Source organism: Mucilaginibacter angelicae (genome assembly GCF_042434235.1).
Lineage (GTDB): Bacteria > Bacteroidota > Bacteroidia > Sphingobacteriales > Sphingobacteriaceae > Mucilaginibacter > Mucilaginibacter angelicae.
Map to the genome: position 1 here is coordinate 147677 of NZ_JBHLTS010000024.1, position 17810 is coordinate 165486.

Genomic DNA, 17810 nt, shown 5'->3' on the forward strand with positions numbered 1-17810 from the left:
CCGGTATTATCGAGAATTTGTGGATAAATTGCAGTTGTGGAATAGATTAGAGCAATGTTGTCTGAATCAGAATTTACAGGATTTAAGAATTAGCAGAATGCTTTGTCTGAACCTGAGTTTTATAGAATTATAGAATTTGTTCCTTTTCCAATTCAGGCAATTCATTAATTCTTAAAAATTCAATTTCAGAAATTCCGAAATCGAAAATCCGATATTCGAAATCAATAATGGCGTTGCCTGCGGCCCGGGCTGTACGCTCATACTGCACGGGCATTAGCCACAGGCCGGTATCCGCTCCCATCCCTAACGCAAATTTACCCACCATAAAATCCTTTGAGGTAAAACAAATCTTTGCGCCTCCGCGTGAAAAAAAATCGGCAGCAATAATAGAGGTAACAAACATCATCCGCACATTTACACATCCGAAATCTGCACATCTGAAATCTGCACATCTGATTAGGATACTTGCAATGAAAGATTATCTTTGTCAAAATTTTATAATATTTTCAATTGAGATAATGAAAACCAGTGCTTCAATTTTAACCAAGCTTACTTTAGGATTAGCCATTGCAGGCAGCATTGCCGCTTGTACCCAAAATAAAACCGCCGATAAACCGGCTGCTGCTGCAACCACAGCAACTCCTGATAAAGAAACCATTGTTTATGTAAACTCTGATTCTTTATTAAGCAAGTACGATTACTTTAAGGATATGTCAAAACGCCTTGAAGACAAAGGCAAAGCCTCACAAACCGATCTGCAAAACCGTGGCCAGGCATTTCAGCGCCAGGTTGCCGAATATCAGAAAAATCAGGCTACCATGCCGGCCGATCAGCGCCAGGCTACCGAGCAGCAGTTACAGCGTAAACAACAGGAATTACAGGGCTATTCACAAAATGCAGGTGCCGAATTCCAGAATGAGCAAGCTGCTGAAAACGCTAAATTGTATGATAAAATTGCCGATTTCGTAAAATCTTACGCTAAAGAAAAAGGTTACAAATTGGTATTAACTTATTCAAAAGCTAACCCAACCGTATTATATGGTGATCCTACTTTAGATGTTACTGTTGATGTTGCTAAACGCCTTAACGAAGCTTACGCTAAAGACAAGAAATAATATTCTGAATGTGCAGTTCAGATGATAAAAATTTGCAATTATGACAATAAAAAAAACCTCAACTTCGGTTGAGGTTTTTTAATTTAGGGCAATATGGAAAATACGGCACACGAAAAATTTATGCGCATAGCCATTGAGCTTGCCGAAGACAATGTAAAGCGTGGAATAGGAGGCCCTTTCGGGGCAGTTATTGTTAAAGACGGCATGATTGTAGCCCGCAGCGCCAACCGTGTTGTACCCACTAACGACCCTACCGCACATGCTGAAGTTTCGGTGATCCGTCTGGCCTGCCAGGAGCTGGAGACCTATAATTTAGCCGGGTGCGAAATTTATACCAGCTGCGAACCCTGCCCAATGTGCCTGGGCGCCATTTACTGGGCCCGCATTGATAAAATTTATTACGCCAACACCAAAGCCGATGCCGCTGCAATAGGTTTCGACGATCACTTTATTTACGACGAGCTGGAAAACCCGATGGAGAAGCGTAAGTTACCCTTTGTGCAGATTCTGCGTGATGAAGCGTTGCCTGCCTTTAAACTTTGGGAAACTACCGAGCATAAGGAGCATTATTGACCCTGATTTGGGGGGATTTGCCGGATTAACAGGATTTCACTTACACTTGCCTTAATATTGGTTAAGATTATGCTTGCAAAGCAAATCCTATTAATCCTAAAAATCCGTTTAATCCTGGTTCAGACAACTACTCTTCTTCCTTATCCTCAAAAAAATTATCTTTCAGATCGTCAATCTCGCGCCTGTCGAGCTTGGTAGGGCGACCGGTGCCGCGGTCGCGCTTAAGTATCGGGGCCTGGAACATTGATTTAAAGGCCTGGGTTTGTTCAACCGGGGTTATATCTTCATAAAAGTTAACAGCGGTTTTAGCATCAACCCGGTTTTCGAGCAGGCCGGTTACCCTTACTACTCTACGTTCAATGCCTTTTGCTACCTGGTAAACATCGCCGATTTTCACCTCGTACGATGGTTTGATGTTTTTACCATCCAGTTTTATACGTCCGGCTTTGCAGGCATCAGAAGCCAGTGTACGTGTTTTAAAAGCGCGGATGGCCCACAGGTATTTATCTATTCTTAGTTTCTCTTTTTCGCCCATATCAATCAGTTCCTTTCATATTTACCGGCCAGGCGCTTGGCCAATTCATCAATATCATTTTTACGGGCAAGCATAAGTACCCAATGTTCGGGAATGCTTTCAAAGCCGTAAAGTAAACCTGCCAGGCCGCCGGTCACTGCCGCTGTCGTATCAGTATCAAACCCCAAATTTACAGCTTTTAATACAGCTTCGCCATAGCTTGTTGTGGTCAGCAAACACCACACTGAAGCTTCAAGCGTATCCAATACATACCCGCTGCTTTGTATTTTTGTAACAGGCAGCTCGTAAATATTGCCTTTCAATAACCTGCTAAACAGGGATATTTCATCGGGGTTAATGGTTGTCTCTGCTAAAAATGATGTTACTTCGGTATTTACTTCGTGGTAAACAGATACTGCATCATTATTCGTTAACAATTTACGGGCAAATTCCAGGTAATAAAAACAGGCTATTACCGAGCGTACATGTCCATGCGTTATAGAGGATACTTGTTTGGTAATGGTAAAACGCTCCTTTACCGGCTTATCTTTTATGTAAAATAATAAGGGCAGGATCCGCATTAAGGAGCCATTACCATTTGAAGATTCCTCAAACCCACCGGCCAGATCAGGCTGTACTTTACGCAAAACCCGTTCAATAGCTTCATGGGTCGTATTGCCTACGTCAAACACTTCGCCACGGGCAGTCCATAATTTATCACACAGCCAGCTAACAAAGCTATCGGCTATGTTTTGCAGATCATAATCATTGGCTAAAACATCAGCAAGGCAAAGGGTTAAAGAACTATCGTCAGACCATGTGCCCGGCGGCAGCCCGTAGGTCCCAAAACCGATCATATCTGTCACCGGTTTTTGAGCGATGATTTCGCGCGATTTAAATTCAACAGGAACACCAAGCGCATCGCCGATAGCTACGCCGAACAATACGTCCTTATAAGAATTTCGCTTTACTGTCATGATGCTAATTAACGCAACATTTTTAAATATGCGGTAAATAGCAACTGCAAAGCCTCAACTTTCATGATTTATTTGGGCAGGTTCCTTTTGATGAATTTACGATAAAGATATTCGGCATAACCAACACTGATATAATCGGGAAATTTCCAGTTGGGATAATAGCGTTTTTTGATGTATTTAAGCATACCAAAAAACAAAACGCCTAAAATAAGTAGCAATGCCAGGCTAAGTAAAATAACGGCAAATAGTACAATTGGGGTCATATTTGGGGTAAAATCAGGGGTTTAACAGTAATAAGTTTAAATAAAAATCACTGCATCAATTTCTTATAAATAAGGGATTGATACAATGAGCATTTATACGCTGAATAAAGTGCTATTGTTTATTGTTTTATAAACTTATTTGCCGAAAAACAATCATAAAAAAGTAAGCCTCCCCGACACTCGCTGTCCGGAAGGCTTTTTGACACCTAATTAGTTTAAACGTTGGTTTTCGTTTATATAAAATTAAGGCTTACTTAACGTCTTTTTATACGGTTTTAACTGATTGTCCGTATTTTGTATAGATGTGTGAAAACCAATACACTGAAAATCAAAATATTATACGCAATCTGTCAATTACAACCACAGATTTCCCGATGTATCACAAATGCTTTTCAAAATTGAAGCACCCTGGGGTTAAAATTCAATTTATTGAACGAGGTTATTACCGAAGCTTCGCATTGAATTAATCAGACACTTTAACCAATATTAGGTCGGTAGGATTTTATTAATGATGATGAAATTTGTAAATTGCCCCTATGGATTCGCCTATAGTAGCTTTTATTATTGCAGTTGTGCTTATTTTTGCAATTTACAAAGGGATTATATTTCTATTTAGTTTACTTCCAGATTCTTCTTTTCGGACCTTCACACAATCTGCATCCGGCAAAGTTCTCGTAGGTTTTCTTTCGCCAATAATCCTTTGGCTGATATTTGTATTCGTTGCGATTAACTTCTTACATATTCAATGCTAACTTTGAGAAGCTTGTTGCAGCCCCCCTGCTACCACTCGTTCCTCCGCGCCCTGCTCTCATGAGGGGATTTTTAAAATCTTTTACACTGAAAATCAAAATAGTATACACAACCCGTCAATAATACTCACAGATTTCTCAAAGCGTTGCTAATGTTCTTGAAAATTAAAGCCTGTCTATGTTAAAATCCAGTTTGAGTATCAATAATGACAATGCATCTTTCGGGACTTCGCCGCTCATCAGCCATCACATACAATCTTTTAAAATCAATCATATTTCCTTAAAAATCCTTTAATTTGCCAAAAGTTTAATTTTACCAATGCAAGATCTTAAAAAACTGATTGAAGAGGCCTGGGAAGACAGGAACCTGCTTAACTACAATGAATATACCAACGCCATTGAAACCGTAATTGACCGGTTGGATAAAGGCGAAATCCGTGTGGCCGAACCAATTGGCTCACGCTGGCATGTAAATGAGTGGATTAAAAAGGCGGTTGTTTTGTATTTCCCTACCAGGCATATGGAAGAAATTAAAACCGGTCCTTTTGTTTTTCATGACAAAATGAAACTCAAAACCGATTACAAACAAACCGGCGTACGTGTTGTACCTCACGGTATTGCCCGTTATGGCGCTCACCTTGCAAAAGGCGTTATCATGATGCCATCGTACGTAAACATTGGCGCTTATGTTGATGAAGGCACCATGGTTGATACCTGGGCTACTGTAGGTTCATGCGCACAGATAGGCAAACACGTTCACTTAAGTGGTGGTGTAGGTATTGGCGGCGTATTGGAGCCCTTACAGGCTGCTCCGGTTATTATTGAAGATAACTGCTTTATTGGTTCGCGTGCCATTGTTGTTGAAGGCGTACATGTTGAGCATGAGGCTGTTTTAGGTGCAAACGTGGTATTAACGGCATCAACCAAAATCATCGACGTAACCCACAGCACTCCGATTGAATATAAAGGCCGTGTACCTGCCCGTTCGGTAGTGATCCCTGGTTCATACACCAAAAAATTTGCCGCAGGTGAATACCAGGTACCTTGTGCGCTGATCATCGGCACCCGCAAGGAATCAACCGATAAAAAAACATCATTGAATGATGCCCTGCGTGAAAATAACGTAGCGGTATAATATAGTCTTAAGTCGCAAGTTTAAAGTCATAAGTGCTTGATGGATCAGTTTACCATCTTTCGCTTATGACTTTTAATTTAATAAGGCGAATTTGACTTAAAACTCTGAACTTACAACTTCAAATGAAGATAGGATACGATGCTAAACGGGCTTTTTATAATAACACCGGCTTAGGTAATTACAGCCGCTGGTTAATCAAAGGCATAGCGTCGCTCAATCCATCCAACACTTTATATTTATATACGCCAAAGGCCAAAGCCAATCCCCGGCTTAATTTTGTTGGCGATTACCCCAACATCCACACTGTTACCCCAAAAAGCAAGTGGTTCACCTCATGGTGGCGCAGTAAGGGGATTGTTAAAGATCTTAAACTCGATGGTATTGACCTGTATCATGGTTTAAGCCATGAGCTGCCTTCAGATATTGAACAAATCGGCATCAGGTCGGTTGTTACCGTGCATGACCTTATCTTCATACGTTTCCCAAAACAGTTTGGTGCAGTTAATTATCGCATTTACCTCGCCAAGGTTAAACATGCCTGCCGCGTTGCAGATCAAATCATTGCCATAAGCCAAAAAACAAAGGACGACATGGTGAAATTGCTCGGCATCGATCCCAAAAAAATCGAAGTGATTTACCAGGGATGTGATCCTGCATTTACAATTGAACAAACCGCGGCACAAAAATCGGCAGTAAAAGAAAAATATAACCTGCCTAAGCACTTTATATTGAGTGTTGGTACTATCGAAGAGCGCAAAAACCTGCTATTAACAGTTAAGGCTTTAAAAAATGTCGATGATATAACACTGGTGGTGGTTGGCAAGGAAACCAAATACACTGAACAGGTTAAAGCTTATATAGCGGCCAATAATTTAAACCAGCGGGTAATGTTTTTAAAAGACGTTACCTTTGCAGAGTTAGCTGCTATTTACCAATTGGCATCGGTATTTGTTTACCCTTCAAGGTACGAAGGTTTTGGCATCCCCGTATTGGAAGCCCTAAACTCTGGTGTCCCGGTTATAGCAGCAACAGGCTCATGCCTTGAAGAAGCCGGCGGCCCGGACAGTCTCTATGTTAACCCGGATGATGATACCAGTCTTGCCGAAAAACTAAACCAGGTGCTTGGCGATGATGACTTAAGGCAACACATGATAACTAAAGGCCGCGCTTATGCAGCCAATTTTACTGATGATAAACTAAGCCTGCAGTTAATGCAGCTTTACCAAAATATTTTGAACCATGCTTAGAGACGAAGTAGCCAAAGCTTTTAAAATTGTGCAGGAAGGCGGCATCATCCTTTACCCTACCGATACCATTTGGGGCATAGGCTGTGACGCCACCAATACCGAAGCCATTCAAAAAATCTATCGCCTTAAACAGCGTGATGAGGCCAAAAGCATGATCATTTTGCTTGATACCGAAAACAAGCTGGAAAGCTATATCAGCGAAGTTAACCCCCTGGCCTTTGAACTGATTGAATATGCCGAAAACCCATTAACACTGGTAATGCCCGGCGCTAAAAACATTTCTCCGGCTTTAATTGCCGCCGATGGCAGTGTGGGCATCAGGGTAAGCAAATATCCTTTTTGCCAGCAGCTTATCCAGCGTATGCGCAAGCCCCTTGTTTCAACTTCGGCCAATATCAGTGGCAAGCCGTCGCCTCAGTATTTTTCACAGATAGACCAGGAAATTATTGATGGGGTTGATTACGTGGTTGACCTGGAGCAGCATAGCAAGGAGATCAAAACGCCATCCACCATTATGAAGCTTGCACCCGATGGCAGGTTTGAGTTTTTGCGTCGTTAAGAGATTAGAGGTTAGGCAAACCCAAATTAAGCACTCGTTGCAAACGAGCGCAAGGGAAATAGCAAGCGTAACTCAAACCAAATTATGCAAAAAATAGATTTATATAGTGGCTATGAGGGGTATGCCGAAGTTATTCTAACAGAAGAGATGCAGCCCAATAAAGTCCTATTTAAAGTTCAACTTCTCTCATTTCATTTCGATGAAATCCTTTCATTGATTCCACTTGGTCAATATGACTTGGATAGTGTTATGAATAACTATTTTAAAGTTGCAGGATGGCATGATGGTAAATGGGAATGTAAAAGAATACAGGAATTTTACGATCAACTAATCGCAATAAATAACCTTGTACCTTTAGTCTACGCCAACGCTCATGAAGCGTTAAAACAAATTTGCAATTCTGCGCTTCAAAACAGCAGCAAGCTTTTTATTGTTGAAGATTGAACAACTGCAGCCTACAGCTGTCCGAAGTTTCCAAACTTCGCACCCGCTATGCCCGTAGTTTACAACTATAGGCTGCACAATCCCCAATTAATCTTACCTTTGTACCCTTATTAGCGTTTTTAAGCATCAAACTATGCAGCAACACCTCAGGCATCCCGTATTTTCTGTTATATCCCGGCTTGCGGGCGAACAAAATGTACAGGCTTATGCTATAGGTGGTTTTGTACGGGATATTTTTCTGAAGCGCCCGTCTAAGGATATTGATATTGTAGTTATTGGTAATGGCATCGCCTTTGCCGAAACTGTGGCTGCTAACCTTAAGGTTAAGCTGGCGGTTTATAAAAACTTCGGCACAGCATCGCTCAAATACCGTGATCTGGAGGTTGAGTTTGTCGGTGCCCGCAAGGAATCGTACCGCCGGGATTCGCGCAAACCAATTGTAGAGAACGGCACTTTGGAAGACGATCAGAAACGCCGCGATTTTACCATCAACGCGCTGGCTATCTCGTTGCACCCGGATACTTTTGGTGAGCTGCTTGATCCTTTCAATGGTATCGTTGATCTCGAAAACAAACTGATCCGTACGCCGCTTAATCCCAATGAAACCTTTTCTGACGATCCGCTGCGCATGATGCGGGCCATCAGGTTTGCTACCCAGCTCAATTTCAGGATAGATGATATCGCCGTTGAAGCCATTAAAAACACTGCCGACAGGATCAGCATCATATCACAGGAACGGATTACCGATGAGCTGAACAAGATCATCCTTTCGCCCGTACCTTCAATAGGTTTTAATTATTTGTTTGATACCGGGCTGCTGCATAAGATCTTTCCGCAAATGACAGCCCTTTACGGTGTTGATTATGTAGATGGCAAAGGCCATAAGGATAACTTTTACCACACCCTGCAGGTACTTGATAATATCTGCGAAACCACTAACGACCTTTGGTTACGCTGGGCTGCCATATTGCATGACATAGCCAAACCGGCAACCAAACGTTTTGAGCCCGGCCACGGCTGGACCTTTCATGGCCATGAAGACCGCGGCGCACGCATGGTGCCCAAAATCTTCGCTCAGCTTAAGCTGCCGCTTAATGAAAAAATGAAGCAGGTTCAAAAACTGGTACAGCTGCATTTAAGGCCGATAGTGCTCTCACAATCAATAGTTACCGATTCGGCAGTGCGGCGTTTGCTTTTTGAGGCAGGAGATGATATTGAAGGCCTCATGCTGTTGTGTAAAGCAGACATTACCACTAAAAATGAATATAAGGTTAAAAAATATCGTAACAATTTTGAGCTTGTTCAACAAAAATTAAAAGATGTTGAAGAGCGCGACAGTATCCGTAACTGGCAGCCGCCGGTTACAGGCAACGATATCATGACCATGTTTGGTATAAAAGAAGGCCGCGAGGTAGGAATAATTAAAAATCAGATCCGTGAAGCCATACTGGAGGGCGAAATTCCTAACAATAGGGAGGCTGCTTTAAACTTTACAATTAACAAAGGCCTTGAAATTGGCTTAAAAGTTGTGACTACCCCAAATTAAATTAAAACATTATTATTTTTGTCCAAAATCTACGATAAGCAATGGCACTATACAGGTTCAGGGTTACTTTTGAAGACTACGATGACGTTACGAGAGAAATTGATGTAAAATCAAATCAAACTTTCGAAGATCTTCACCGCGCAATTCATCAGTCAACCGGCTACAATCCGGAATTTTCTTCATCATTTTATATCAGCAACGATCAGTGGACAAAAGGTGAAGAAATAACTTACCTGCCCAACCAAAGGCGTATTGACCGCGGTGTGTCATTAATGAGCAAAGTGAAGCTGTTAAGCTTTATTGATGATCCGCATCAAAAATTTTACTATACATTCAATTTTGACCGCCCGTTTGATTTTCATGTTGAACTGATGAAGATCATTTTAGATGAAACACCGGGTACCACCTACCCTGCCGTTGTAAAATCAGTTGGCGAGGCGCCAAAACAATTTGGCAATACATTTAACCCCACCATTTTGCCGCCTGTTACCGAAGATTTCGATTTTCTTAACGAGATGGCTTTTAACCCGGAAGATGCCGAGGATTTTTCGGAAGTGACCGATACGGATGAATTGCCGGAAGAAAAACTGACCGCCGGCGTAGCCGATGAAGAAGAAGAGGAAGACGAGTTCGGCAGCGAATTCAGCGATGATGAAGGCTTTGATGACGACGAGAGGCCAAGCAGAGGTGGAAGTGACGATTATTAAGCCCCACCCAACCCTCCCCTAAAGGGAGAGGGCGTTAAAAATGAATGAACCAACATCAAATCAATTATTGAAAGTCTCCCCTTCAGGGGGAGATTTAGAGGGGGCTACCCTTATAGTAGTTGCAGGGCCTACCGCGGTGGGTAAAACGGCTGCGGCTATCAGGCTGGCTCAGCATTTCAATACGGTAGTAGTTTCGGCCGATTCAAGGCAGTTTTTCAGGGAGATGAGCATAGGTACCGCCAAGCCCGATGAAAGCGAATTAGCTGCGGCTAAACACTATTTTATCAATTCGCACTCCATATCCGAAAGTTTTTCAGTCGGCGATTTTGAAAAGCAGGGACTTGCACTTTTAGATGAGCTTTTTAAAACACATGACAAAGTGATCCTGGCCGGCGGGTCGGGCCTGTACATTAAAGCTATTTGTGAAGGTTTTGATGACCTGCCCGTTGCCGATCCTGCAGTCAGGGAAAAATTAAACCTTGAGCTTGAAGAAGGCATCTTGTCGCTACAAGAAAAATTAAAGCAGGTTGATCCGGATTATTATGCCGAGGTCGACTTGAACAATCCGCAGCGTATCATCAGGGCATTGGAGGTTTTTGAAACATCCGGCAAACCATTTTCATCTTATCGCAATGCCACTATCAATAAAAGGCCCTTTAATATCATCAAACTGGCGCTTGATATGCCGCGCGAGAAACTGTATGAGCGCATAAACCTGCGTGTTGACCTCATGGCAAAACAGGGCCTTGTTGAAGAAGTAAAATCCCTCCTGTCCCACCGCGAACTGAATGCCTTAAATACGGTTGGCTATTCCGAACTGTTTGATCATTTTGACGGCAAAACCAGTCTTGATGAAGCCCTCCTGCTTATAAAACAAAATACCCGGCGCTTTGCCAAAAGGCAGCTTACCTGGTTCAGAAAAGATAAAGGTTTTGTTTGGTTTGATGCCGGTGCCCCCGATCTTATCGACCAGATGATCAAAACGATTGAAACAACAGCATAAACCTGTTATTACAAATAACCATCCTACAAAAGTGCATAAAGTTAATACCGATCTGCTGTGTTAAATTCCAAATAGATAGCACTATAATTGGCATAATTACGTATAATTGCAGTTTAAATGCAAAACTCTACTATTTAGGTGGAGTTAGCAGTGTTTTATTGGTAACATGCATAAATATTATCTTACTCATCTGCAGGAATTAGAATCAGAGGCCATTTACATCATCAGGGAAGTGGTTGCGCAGTTTGATCGTCCTGCCATCCTGTTTTCGGGCGGGAAAGACTCTATTGTTGTAACACACCTGGCAAAAAAGGCATTCTGGCCTGCTAAAATCCCAATGCCCCTCATCCATATTGATACCGGCCATAACTTTCCCGAAACTATGGAGTTCAGGGATAAGCTGGTTGAAAACCTTGGCGTACAACTTATAGTTGGCTCAGTTCAGGAATCAATTAATAAAGGCCGTGCGGTTGAGGAAAGCGGCATTAACGCCAGCCGTAACGAGCTGCAGATAGTAACCCTGCTTGATACCATTGAAAGCCACAAGATTGATGCTGCCATTGGCGGCGCCCGCCGTGATGAGGAAAAGGCACGTGCTAAAGAGCGTTTCTTCAGTCACCGCGATGAGTTTGGCCAGTGGGACCCTAAAAACCAACGCCCCGAGCTTTGGAATATCTTTAACGGCCGCAAGCGTATGGGCGAACACTTCCGTGTGTTCCCGATCAGCAACTGGACCGAGATGGATATCTGGAACTACATTTTGCAGGAAAACATAGCCATACCTTCGTTATACTTTGCACATCAGCGTAATGCCGTTTACCGCGATAATACCTGGCTGCCAGCATCTGAGTTTTTACAGCTTCGCGATGGTGAAACTATAGAAAACAAGCTGATGCGTTTCCGTACCCTGGGCGATATTACCATCACCGGCGGTATCGAATCAGATGCTGACACACTGGAGAAAATTGTTGCCGAAGTATCAGCTACCCGCAGCACCGAACGCGGTAACCGCAGTGATGATAAACGCTCGGATACTTCTATGGAAGACCGGAAGAAGCAAGGTTATTTTTAAAATTTGATTCAATAAGTCTTTAGGCTGCTAATGCCCGAAGCAAAAACATACCACCACAATGGAATTATTACGTTTTACTACAGCAGGTAGCGTTGACGATGGAAAAAGCACCCTTATAGGGCGTTTACTGTACGATTCAAAATCCATCTTTGAAGACCAGATGGAGGCTGTAAAACAATCGAGCGAAAGGAAAGGCCTGCAACATGTTGATCTTTCGTTATTAACCGACGGTTTACGCTCAGAGCGTGAGCAGGGCATCACTATTGATGTGGCTTACCGCTACTTCGCTACCCCAAAACGCAAATTTATTATTGCCGATACCCCCGGGCATATCCAGTATACCCGTAACATGGTTACCGGCGCTTCTACAGCTAACCTGGCACTGGTGCTTATTGACGCCCGTAAAGGTGTGGTTGAGCAAACCTGCCGCCACTCGTTCATTGCGTCGCTGTTAAAAATCCCTCACATTATTGTTTGTGTAAATAAAATGGACCTGGTTGATTACAGCGAAGACGCTTTCAACAAAGTAGTTGAGCAATATGAAGCCTTTGCTGCCAAAATTGATGTTACCGATATCCGCTTTGTGCCTATCAGTGCCTTAGCCGGTGATAACGTAGTAAACGATTCGGAAAATATGCCCTGGTACAAAGGTGAAAGCTTACTGCATACCCTCGAAACCATCCACATAGCCAGTGATGAAAATCATTCGGATGCACGTTTCCCGGTACAAACGGTGATTCGCCCACATGCTGATGAATACCACGATTACCGCGGCTATGCAGGCCGTATAGCAGGTGGTATTTTCAAACCAGGCGACAAGATAACCGTACTGCCATCAGGATTAACATCAACCATTAAATCTATCGATACCTATTCGGGCCCGGTAGAGGAAGCTTTTGCACCAATGTCGGTTTCCATTACTTTGGAGGATGATATTGATGTAAGCCGCGGCGATATGCTTGTAAAGGATGACAGCGAACCACGGGTAAGCCAGGACCTTGATGCAATGATTTGCTGGATGGCAGCCCGCGGGCCGCGTCCGGGTGCTAAATATCACCTCAAAACTACTACCCGCGAGGTAATGTCGATCATTAAAGAGGTTTATTATAAGCTGGATATCAACACCCTTGAAAAACAGGAAGAAAATACGGATATTAAGATGAACGAAATGGTGAAGATCCGTTTACGTACTACTCAACCCGTAGTGTTTGATGAATACCGCAAAAACCGTATTACCGGCTCACTGATCCTGGTTGATGAATCAACCAATGAAACTGTAGCGGCGGGTACATTTTTGTAGCCCCCCAGCCCCCTGAAGGGGGAGTTTTGATTAACAGATTAAATTTCAAATCATAAAACAAAAGGCCGGATTTCTCTGAAATCCGGCCTTTTGTTTTAGACGCTTTATAGTTCAAAATTATCTTTGTGCCACCAGCTGGCCTTTAGTTAAAAAGTCCTTATAAGCCAGCGTTATCCCCTGTTCCAATGTAGTATGATATTTCCAGCCTGCATTGTTTAGTTTGGTAACATCCATTAACTTACGTGGTGTCCCATCGGGTTTGGAGGTATCAAAGTTAATTTCGCCTTCATAACCAATTATTTTTTTGATGAGCAGGGCAAGCTCTTTTATGGAGATATCTTCGCCTGTACCAACATTCACAAGGCCCGGTTCGTTATAGTTTTGCATCAGGTAATAGCAGGCTTCGGCCAGGTCATCAGCAAATAAAAACTCCCGCATTGGCGAACCTGTACCCCAAATGGTAACCGCAGGTGCCTGCTGTTCCTTTGCTTCATGAAAACGGCGGATCAATGCCGGTAAAACATGCGAATTTTGAGGATGGTAATTATCATTGTAGCCATACAAATTGGTTGGCATGGCCGATATGTAATTGCAGCCATACTGTGCACGATATGCATCGCACATTTTAATACCGGCTATTTTTGCAATAGCATAAGGCTCGTTAGTTTCTTCAAGCGGGCCGGTTAACAGGTAATCCTCCTGTAGTGGCTGGGGGGCCAGTTTAGGATAAATACAGCTCGAGCCTAAAAACATCAGCTTTTTTACACCATTCAGGTACGCATTATGAATGATATTGTTCTGAATTTGCAGATTATCATACAAAAACTCGGCGCGGTAAGTATTATTGGCAACAATGCCCCCTACCTTAGCTGCTGCAAGAAACACATAACCGGGTTTTTCTGACGCAAAAAAATCAGCCACCTGCTGCTGGTTCCGCAAATCAAGTTCGGCCGATGTGCGGGTAACAAAGTTGGTAAAGCCTTCTTTTTCCAGCTTGCGGAAAATTGCCGAACCAACCATACCCCGGTGACCCGCTATGTATATTTTTGCATCCTTTTCCATCACCACTATTATTCAAACTGTTTTTTAATGCTATAGCCCGAATCTTCCAGCAGCTTTTCACGCCTGAACAGGTCGACATCGGCAGCAACCATTTCTTTCACTAATCCCTGCAGGTCATATTTAGGCTCCCAGCCCAGTTTTGTTTTTGATTTGGTAGGATCGCCTATCAACAGCTCAACCTCGGTAGGGCGGAAATACTTTTCGTCAACGGCAACTATTTCCTTTCCAATCTCAACATCAAAATCAGGGTTATTGCAGCTAAGCACATATCCCTTTTCATCAACACCCTCACCCTTAAATTCAACTTCAATGCCAAGCTCCTTAAAGGCAAGGCGCACAAACTCACGAACGCGGGTTGTTACACCGGTTGCTATTACATAATCTTCGGCTGTTTCCTGCTGTAATATCAGGTACATCGCCTCTACATAATCTTTGGCATGGCCCCAGTCGCGTTGTGCATCAAGGTTACCAAGATATAATTTATCCTGTAAGCCCATAGCAATTTTAGCTGCAGCACGGGTAATTTTACGGGTAACAAAGGTTTCACCGCGCAAAGGGCTTTCGTGATTAAACAAAATACCGTTGCTGGCAAAAATACCGTACGCCTCCCTATAATTTACAGTGATCCAATACGCATATAATTTAGCTACCGCATAAGGTGAGCGCGGGTAAAACGGAGTGGTTTCAGATTGCGGAACAGCCTGCACCAGGCCATATAGTTCTGATGTTGAGGCCTGGTATATTTTAGTCTTTTTTTCGAGGCCCAGGATCCTTATGGCTTCCAGCAAACGCAGCGTTCCGATACCATCGGCATTAGCCGTATACTCAGGCGTATCAAAACTCACTTTAACATGCGACATTGCCCCAAGGTTATAGATCTCGTCGGGCTGCACCTGCTGAATTATACGGATCAGGTTTGTGCTGTCGCTAAGATCGCCGTAATGCAATATCAGGTTTTTATTAATATCATGAGGGTCCTGGTACAAATGATCGATCCTATCGGTATTAAATAAAGAGCTACGCCTTTTAATACCGTGAACTATATAATTTTTGGAGAGTAATAATTCGGTCAGATATGCTCCGTCCTGCCCGGTAATGCCTGTTATTAAAGCGATTTTTGCCATTCAATCATATTTATTGTGACCCTAATTTACAACGATATTAACGTTTATTACTATACATCAACCGTTTATTGCTGCGCAATACCCTGGATATATTTACCATATCCACTTTTAATATATTTTGTTGCTATGGCCTGGAGCTCATCATAAGTTATGTATCCCATGCGGTATGCAACCTCTTCAATACAGCCTATTTTAGTTGCCTGCCTTTTTTCAATTACTCTCACAAATTCAGTAGCATCGCTTAATGAATCAAATGTACCCGTATCCAGCCATGCCGTTCCCCTGTCCATTACACCTACAAAAAGCTGCTGTTTTTCAAGGTACACTTTGTTTACATCGGTAATTTCAAATTCGCCCCTTGGCGAAGCCGGGATATTTTTTGCTATTTCAACAACCTGGTTATCATAAAAATACAAACCGGGAACAGCATAATTTGACTTTGGTTTAAGCGGCTTTTCTTCGATAGAAAGTGCTTTAAAATCCTTATCAAACTCCACAACACCATAACGTTCAGGATCGGCAACCGGGTAGGCAAAAATAGCTGCACCGTTTACATCATTAAAGCTTTGGATAAGCGTACTGAAGCCCGATCCGTAAAAAATATTATCGCCAAGCACTAAGGCTACTTTATCGTTACCAATAAAATCGGCGCCGATTACAAACGCCTGTGCAAGCCCGTTAGGCACCTCCTGAACTGCAAATTCAAAACGGCAACCGAGTTCGCTGCCATCGCCCAGTAAACGTTTAAAGCCCGGCTGATCTTCAGGGGTTGTAATGATCAATATTTCGTTAATCCCGGCCAGCATTAATACCGACAGGGGATAATAGATCATTGGCTTATCATAAATAGGCATCAGCTGTTTACTGATTGCCTTTGTTATAGGATAAAGACGGGTTCCGGAGCCGCCTGCCAGGATAATTCCTTTCATAGTTTAGAGGTATTTATTTTATTGTGCCGATTGCAGCGCGTTAATACAAACAATAAGGCTATCCCGCCAGTAGGGTATTTGTAAACCAAAAGTGTTCCTGATCCTGGCCTTATCCATTACCGAATAAGCGGGCCTTGTTGCTTTTGTAGGATATTCACTTGTGCGGATAGGGAATACGTTAACTTTAGTACCCGACACATCAAATATGCCTTTGGCAAAATCATACCATGAAGTTACCCCTTCATTGCTGTAATGATAAATACCATAATTTTCCGAACCTGAAGTTATAATATCCAATATAGCACCGGCAAGGTCAATAGCATAGGTTGGTGTTCCAACCTGGTCGGCAATGATCTTTAATTCATCTCTTTCGGCACCAAGCTTTAACATTGTTTTCACAAAATTATTGGCAAACTCCGAGTATAACCAACTGGTGCGGATAATAAAATGCTGCGGCAAAATAGCAGCTACATCCTGTTCGCCCTCAAGCTTTGTAAGCCCGTACACACTTATCGGTTCTGCAATATCATCCTCGCTAAGCGGGTTGGGATTATTGCCTGCAAAAACAAAATCGGTTGAGATCTGTACCAATGCGGCACCATAGGCTTTACATTGAACAGCAAGGTTAGCCGCCCCTGTTTTATTGATTTTACGGGCCAGTTCTATATCATCTTCGGCTTTATCAACAGCGGTATAAGCAGCGCAATTGATAGCATAAGCCGGTTTATATTGTTCAAAAACTTTAGCCAGCAAATCAGGATCCAAAATATTAGCCTCTGATTCGGGAGGAAAAAAAATGGAGGTTATGCCTTTTAACGATGCAACTTTTTTTAAACACTGACCAAGTTGCCCTGAGGCGCCGAATACTAAAATGTTTTTCATACTAAGATTTACAGGTGTTTTTCAGAAAGTAAAAGTAAAATTAAAAGCCAAGATCACCTGCATCTTTTAAAAATGGCAGCTGCAGGTCCTTTTCTGATACCAGGAGTTCGGCGGCCGGCATGCCCCAGTCAATATTCAGTTCAGGATCGGCAAAATGTAAACCGCCTTCGGCAGCTTTGTTATAATAATTATCGCACTTGTATTGAAAAATGGCTACATCACTCAATACAATAAAACCGTGTGCAAAGCCTCGGGGGATAAAAAACTGCTGCTGGTTTTCTTCAGAAAGCAATACCGCATGATATTGGCCATAAGTAGCCGATTTTTGCCTTAAATCAACGGCAACGTCCAATACCTCACCTTTGGTTACCCTTACAAGCTTTGCCTGCGAGTGTTCGCCTTTTTGAAGATGGAGCCCTCTGAATACGCCTCTTGTTGAAAATGACTGGTTGTCCTGAACAAAATTAACTTCGTATCCAACAGCATTATTAAAACTCTGTGTGTTGTACGATTCAAAAAAGTATCCCCTGTCATCGTTAAAAATACGGGGGGTAATAACTATACATCCTTCAAGAGGGGTGGGTGTTATGGTCATAATATATTTATACC

At 42.6% G+C, this 17810-nt stretch carries 20 protein-coding genes; 11 read left to right on the forward strand and 9 right to left on the reverse strand.

Features of this window, described 5'->3' with window-relative positions; translation table 11 throughout:
• Positions 1-127: 127 nt before the first annotated feature.
• Complete coding sequence (locus ACFFGT_RS18575) at positions 128-406, reverse strand: hypothetical protein (protein ID WP_377024032.1); 279 nt, start codon at positions 404-406, stop codon at positions 128-130.
• Positions 407-518: 112 nt separating this feature from the next.
• On the opposite strand from ACFFGT_RS18575, the gene ACFFGT_RS18580 reads away from it, so the two are divergent.
• Positions 519-1115, forward strand: a complete 597-nt coding sequence (locus ACFFGT_RS18580) for an OmpH/Skp family outer membrane protein (RefSeq protein ID WP_377024033.1) — start codon at positions 519-521, stop codon at positions 1113-1115.
• A 93-nt stretch (positions 1116-1208) separates the two neighbouring features.
• Positions 1209-1688, forward strand: a complete 480-nt coding sequence (locus ACFFGT_RS18585; protein ID WP_377024034.1) for a nucleoside deaminase — start codon at positions 1209-1211, stop codon at positions 1686-1688.
• 127 nt (positions 1689-1815) lie between these two features.
• Here the strand turns inward: ACFFGT_RS18585 and ACFFGT_RS18590 are convergent, their stop codons facing one another.
• The 3 genes from ACFFGT_RS18590 to ACFFGT_RS18600 all read right to left on the reverse strand — a co-directional run bounded on the left by ACFFGT_RS18590 (position 1816) and on the right by ACFFGT_RS18600 (position 3442).
• On the reverse strand, positions 1816-2223 hold the full coding sequence (locus tag ACFFGT_RS18590; RefSeq protein WP_377024035.1) for an Hsp15 family ribosome-associated heat shock protein: 408 nt from the start codon (positions 2221-2223) through the stop codon (positions 1816-1818).
• A 5-nt stretch (positions 2224-2228) separates the two neighbouring features.
• Positions 2229-3179: an ADP-ribosylglycohydrolase family protein gene (locus tag ACFFGT_RS18595; protein WP_377024036.1), complete on the reverse strand. Its 951-nt coding sequence runs from the start codon at positions 3177-3179 to the stop codon at positions 2229-2231.
• A gap of 68 nt (positions 3180-3247) precedes the next feature.
• Positions 3248-3442: a hypothetical protein gene (locus ACFFGT_RS18600; RefSeq protein WP_377024037.1), complete on the reverse strand. Its 195-nt coding sequence runs from the start codon at positions 3440-3442 to the stop codon at positions 3248-3250.
• Positions 3443-4510: 1068 nt separating this feature from the next.
• Between ACFFGT_RS18600 and ACFFGT_RS18605 the strand changes: the two genes are divergently transcribed.
• The 9 genes from ACFFGT_RS18605 to cysN all read left to right on the forward strand — a co-directional run bounded on the left by ACFFGT_RS18605 (position 4511) and on the right by cysN (position 13204).
• The gene (locus ACFFGT_RS18605) at positions 4511-5326 is read left to right on the forward strand and encodes a 2,3,4,5-tetrahydropyridine-2,6-dicarboxylate N-succinyltransferase (RefSeq protein ID WP_377024038.1); all 816 of its coding nucleotides are present in this window, start codon (positions 4511-4513) and stop codon (positions 5324-5326) included.
• A 122-nt stretch (positions 5327-5448) separates the two neighbouring features.
• Positions 5449-6573: a glycosyltransferase family 4 protein gene (locus ACFFGT_RS18610; protein ID WP_377024039.1), complete on the forward strand. Its 1125-nt coding sequence runs from the start codon at positions 5449-5451 to the stop codon at positions 6571-6573.
• A complete protein-coding gene (locus ACFFGT_RS18615) occupies positions 6566-7132 on the forward strand; it encodes an L-threonylcarbamoyladenylate synthase (RefSeq protein ID WP_377024040.1) in 567 nt (188 codons plus the stop codon). The genes ACFFGT_RS18610 and ACFFGT_RS18615 overlap by 8 nt, the downstream gene beginning before the upstream one ends.
• Positions 7133-7216: 84 nt before the next feature.
• Complete coding sequence (locus ACFFGT_RS18620; protein WP_377024041.1) at positions 7217-7576, forward strand: hypothetical protein; 360 nt, start codon at positions 7217-7219, stop codon at positions 7574-7576.
• 133 nt (positions 7577-7709) lie between these two features.
• Positions 7710-9122, forward strand: coding sequence for a CCA tRNA nucleotidyltransferase (locus tag ACFFGT_RS18625; RefSeq protein WP_377024042.1), 1413 nt, complete (start codon positions 7710-7712; stop codon positions 9120-9122).
• A gap of 41 nt (positions 9123-9163) precedes the next feature.
• On the forward strand, positions 9164-9829 hold the full coding sequence (locus ACFFGT_RS18630; RefSeq protein ID WP_377024043.1) for an IS1096 element passenger TnpR family protein: 666 nt from the start codon (positions 9164-9166) through the stop codon (positions 9827-9829).
• A gap of 40 nt (positions 9830-9869) precedes the next feature.
• Positions 9870-10832, forward strand: coding sequence for a tRNA (adenosine(37)-N6)-dimethylallyltransferase MiaA (gene miaA / locus ACFFGT_RS18635; RefSeq protein ID WP_377024044.1), 963 nt, complete (start codon positions 9870-9872; stop codon positions 10830-10832).
• A gap of 166 nt (positions 10833-10998) precedes the next feature.
• Positions 10999-11904: a sulfate adenylyltransferase subunit CysD gene (cysD, locus tag ACFFGT_RS18640; protein WP_377024045.1), complete on the forward strand. Its 906-nt coding sequence runs from the start codon at positions 10999-11001 to the stop codon at positions 11902-11904.
• Positions 11905-11962: 58 nt separating this feature from the next.
• Complete coding sequence (gene cysN / locus ACFFGT_RS18645) at positions 11963-13204, forward strand: sulfate adenylyltransferase subunit CysN (RefSeq protein WP_377024046.1); 1242 nt, start codon at positions 11963-11965, stop codon at positions 13202-13204.
• Positions 13205-13321: 117 nt separating this feature from the next.
• Here cysN and fcl read toward each other — a convergent pair whose 3' ends face one another.
• From fcl to rfbC, 5 genes are all read right to left on the reverse strand, one after another.
• On the reverse strand, positions 13322-14266 hold the full coding sequence (gene fcl, locus ACFFGT_RS18650) for a GDP-L-fucose synthase (protein ID WP_377024047.1): 945 nt from the start codon (positions 14264-14266) through the stop codon (positions 13322-13324).
• A gap of 8 nt (positions 14267-14274) precedes the next feature.
• The gene (gmd, locus tag ACFFGT_RS18655; protein WP_377024048.1) at positions 14275-15390 is read right to left on the reverse strand and encodes a GDP-mannose 4,6-dehydratase; all 1116 of its coding nucleotides are present in this window, start codon (positions 15388-15390) and stop codon (positions 14275-14277) included.
• Positions 15391-15455: 65 nt separating this feature from the next.
• Positions 15456-16319, reverse strand: coding sequence for a glucose-1-phosphate thymidylyltransferase RfbA (gene rfbA, locus ACFFGT_RS18660; protein WP_377024049.1), 864 nt, complete (start codon positions 16317-16319; stop codon positions 15456-15458).
• A gap of 18 nt (positions 16320-16337) precedes the next feature.
• Positions 16338-17201 (reverse strand): dTDP-4-dehydrorhamnose reductase, encoded by an 864-nt coding sequence (gene rfbD / locus ACFFGT_RS18665; protein ID WP_377024050.1) that lies wholly within the window; start codon positions 17199-17201, stop codon positions 16338-16340.
• 40 nt (positions 17202-17241) lie between these two features.
• Positions 17242-17796 carry a dTDP-4-dehydrorhamnose 3,5-epimerase gene (gene rfbC, locus ACFFGT_RS18670; protein WP_377024051.1) on the reverse strand — a complete coding sequence of 185 codons (555 nt, stop codon included), beginning with the start codon at positions 17794-17796 and terminating at the stop codon, positions 17242-17244.
• Positions 17797-17810 lie beyond the last annotated feature (14 nt).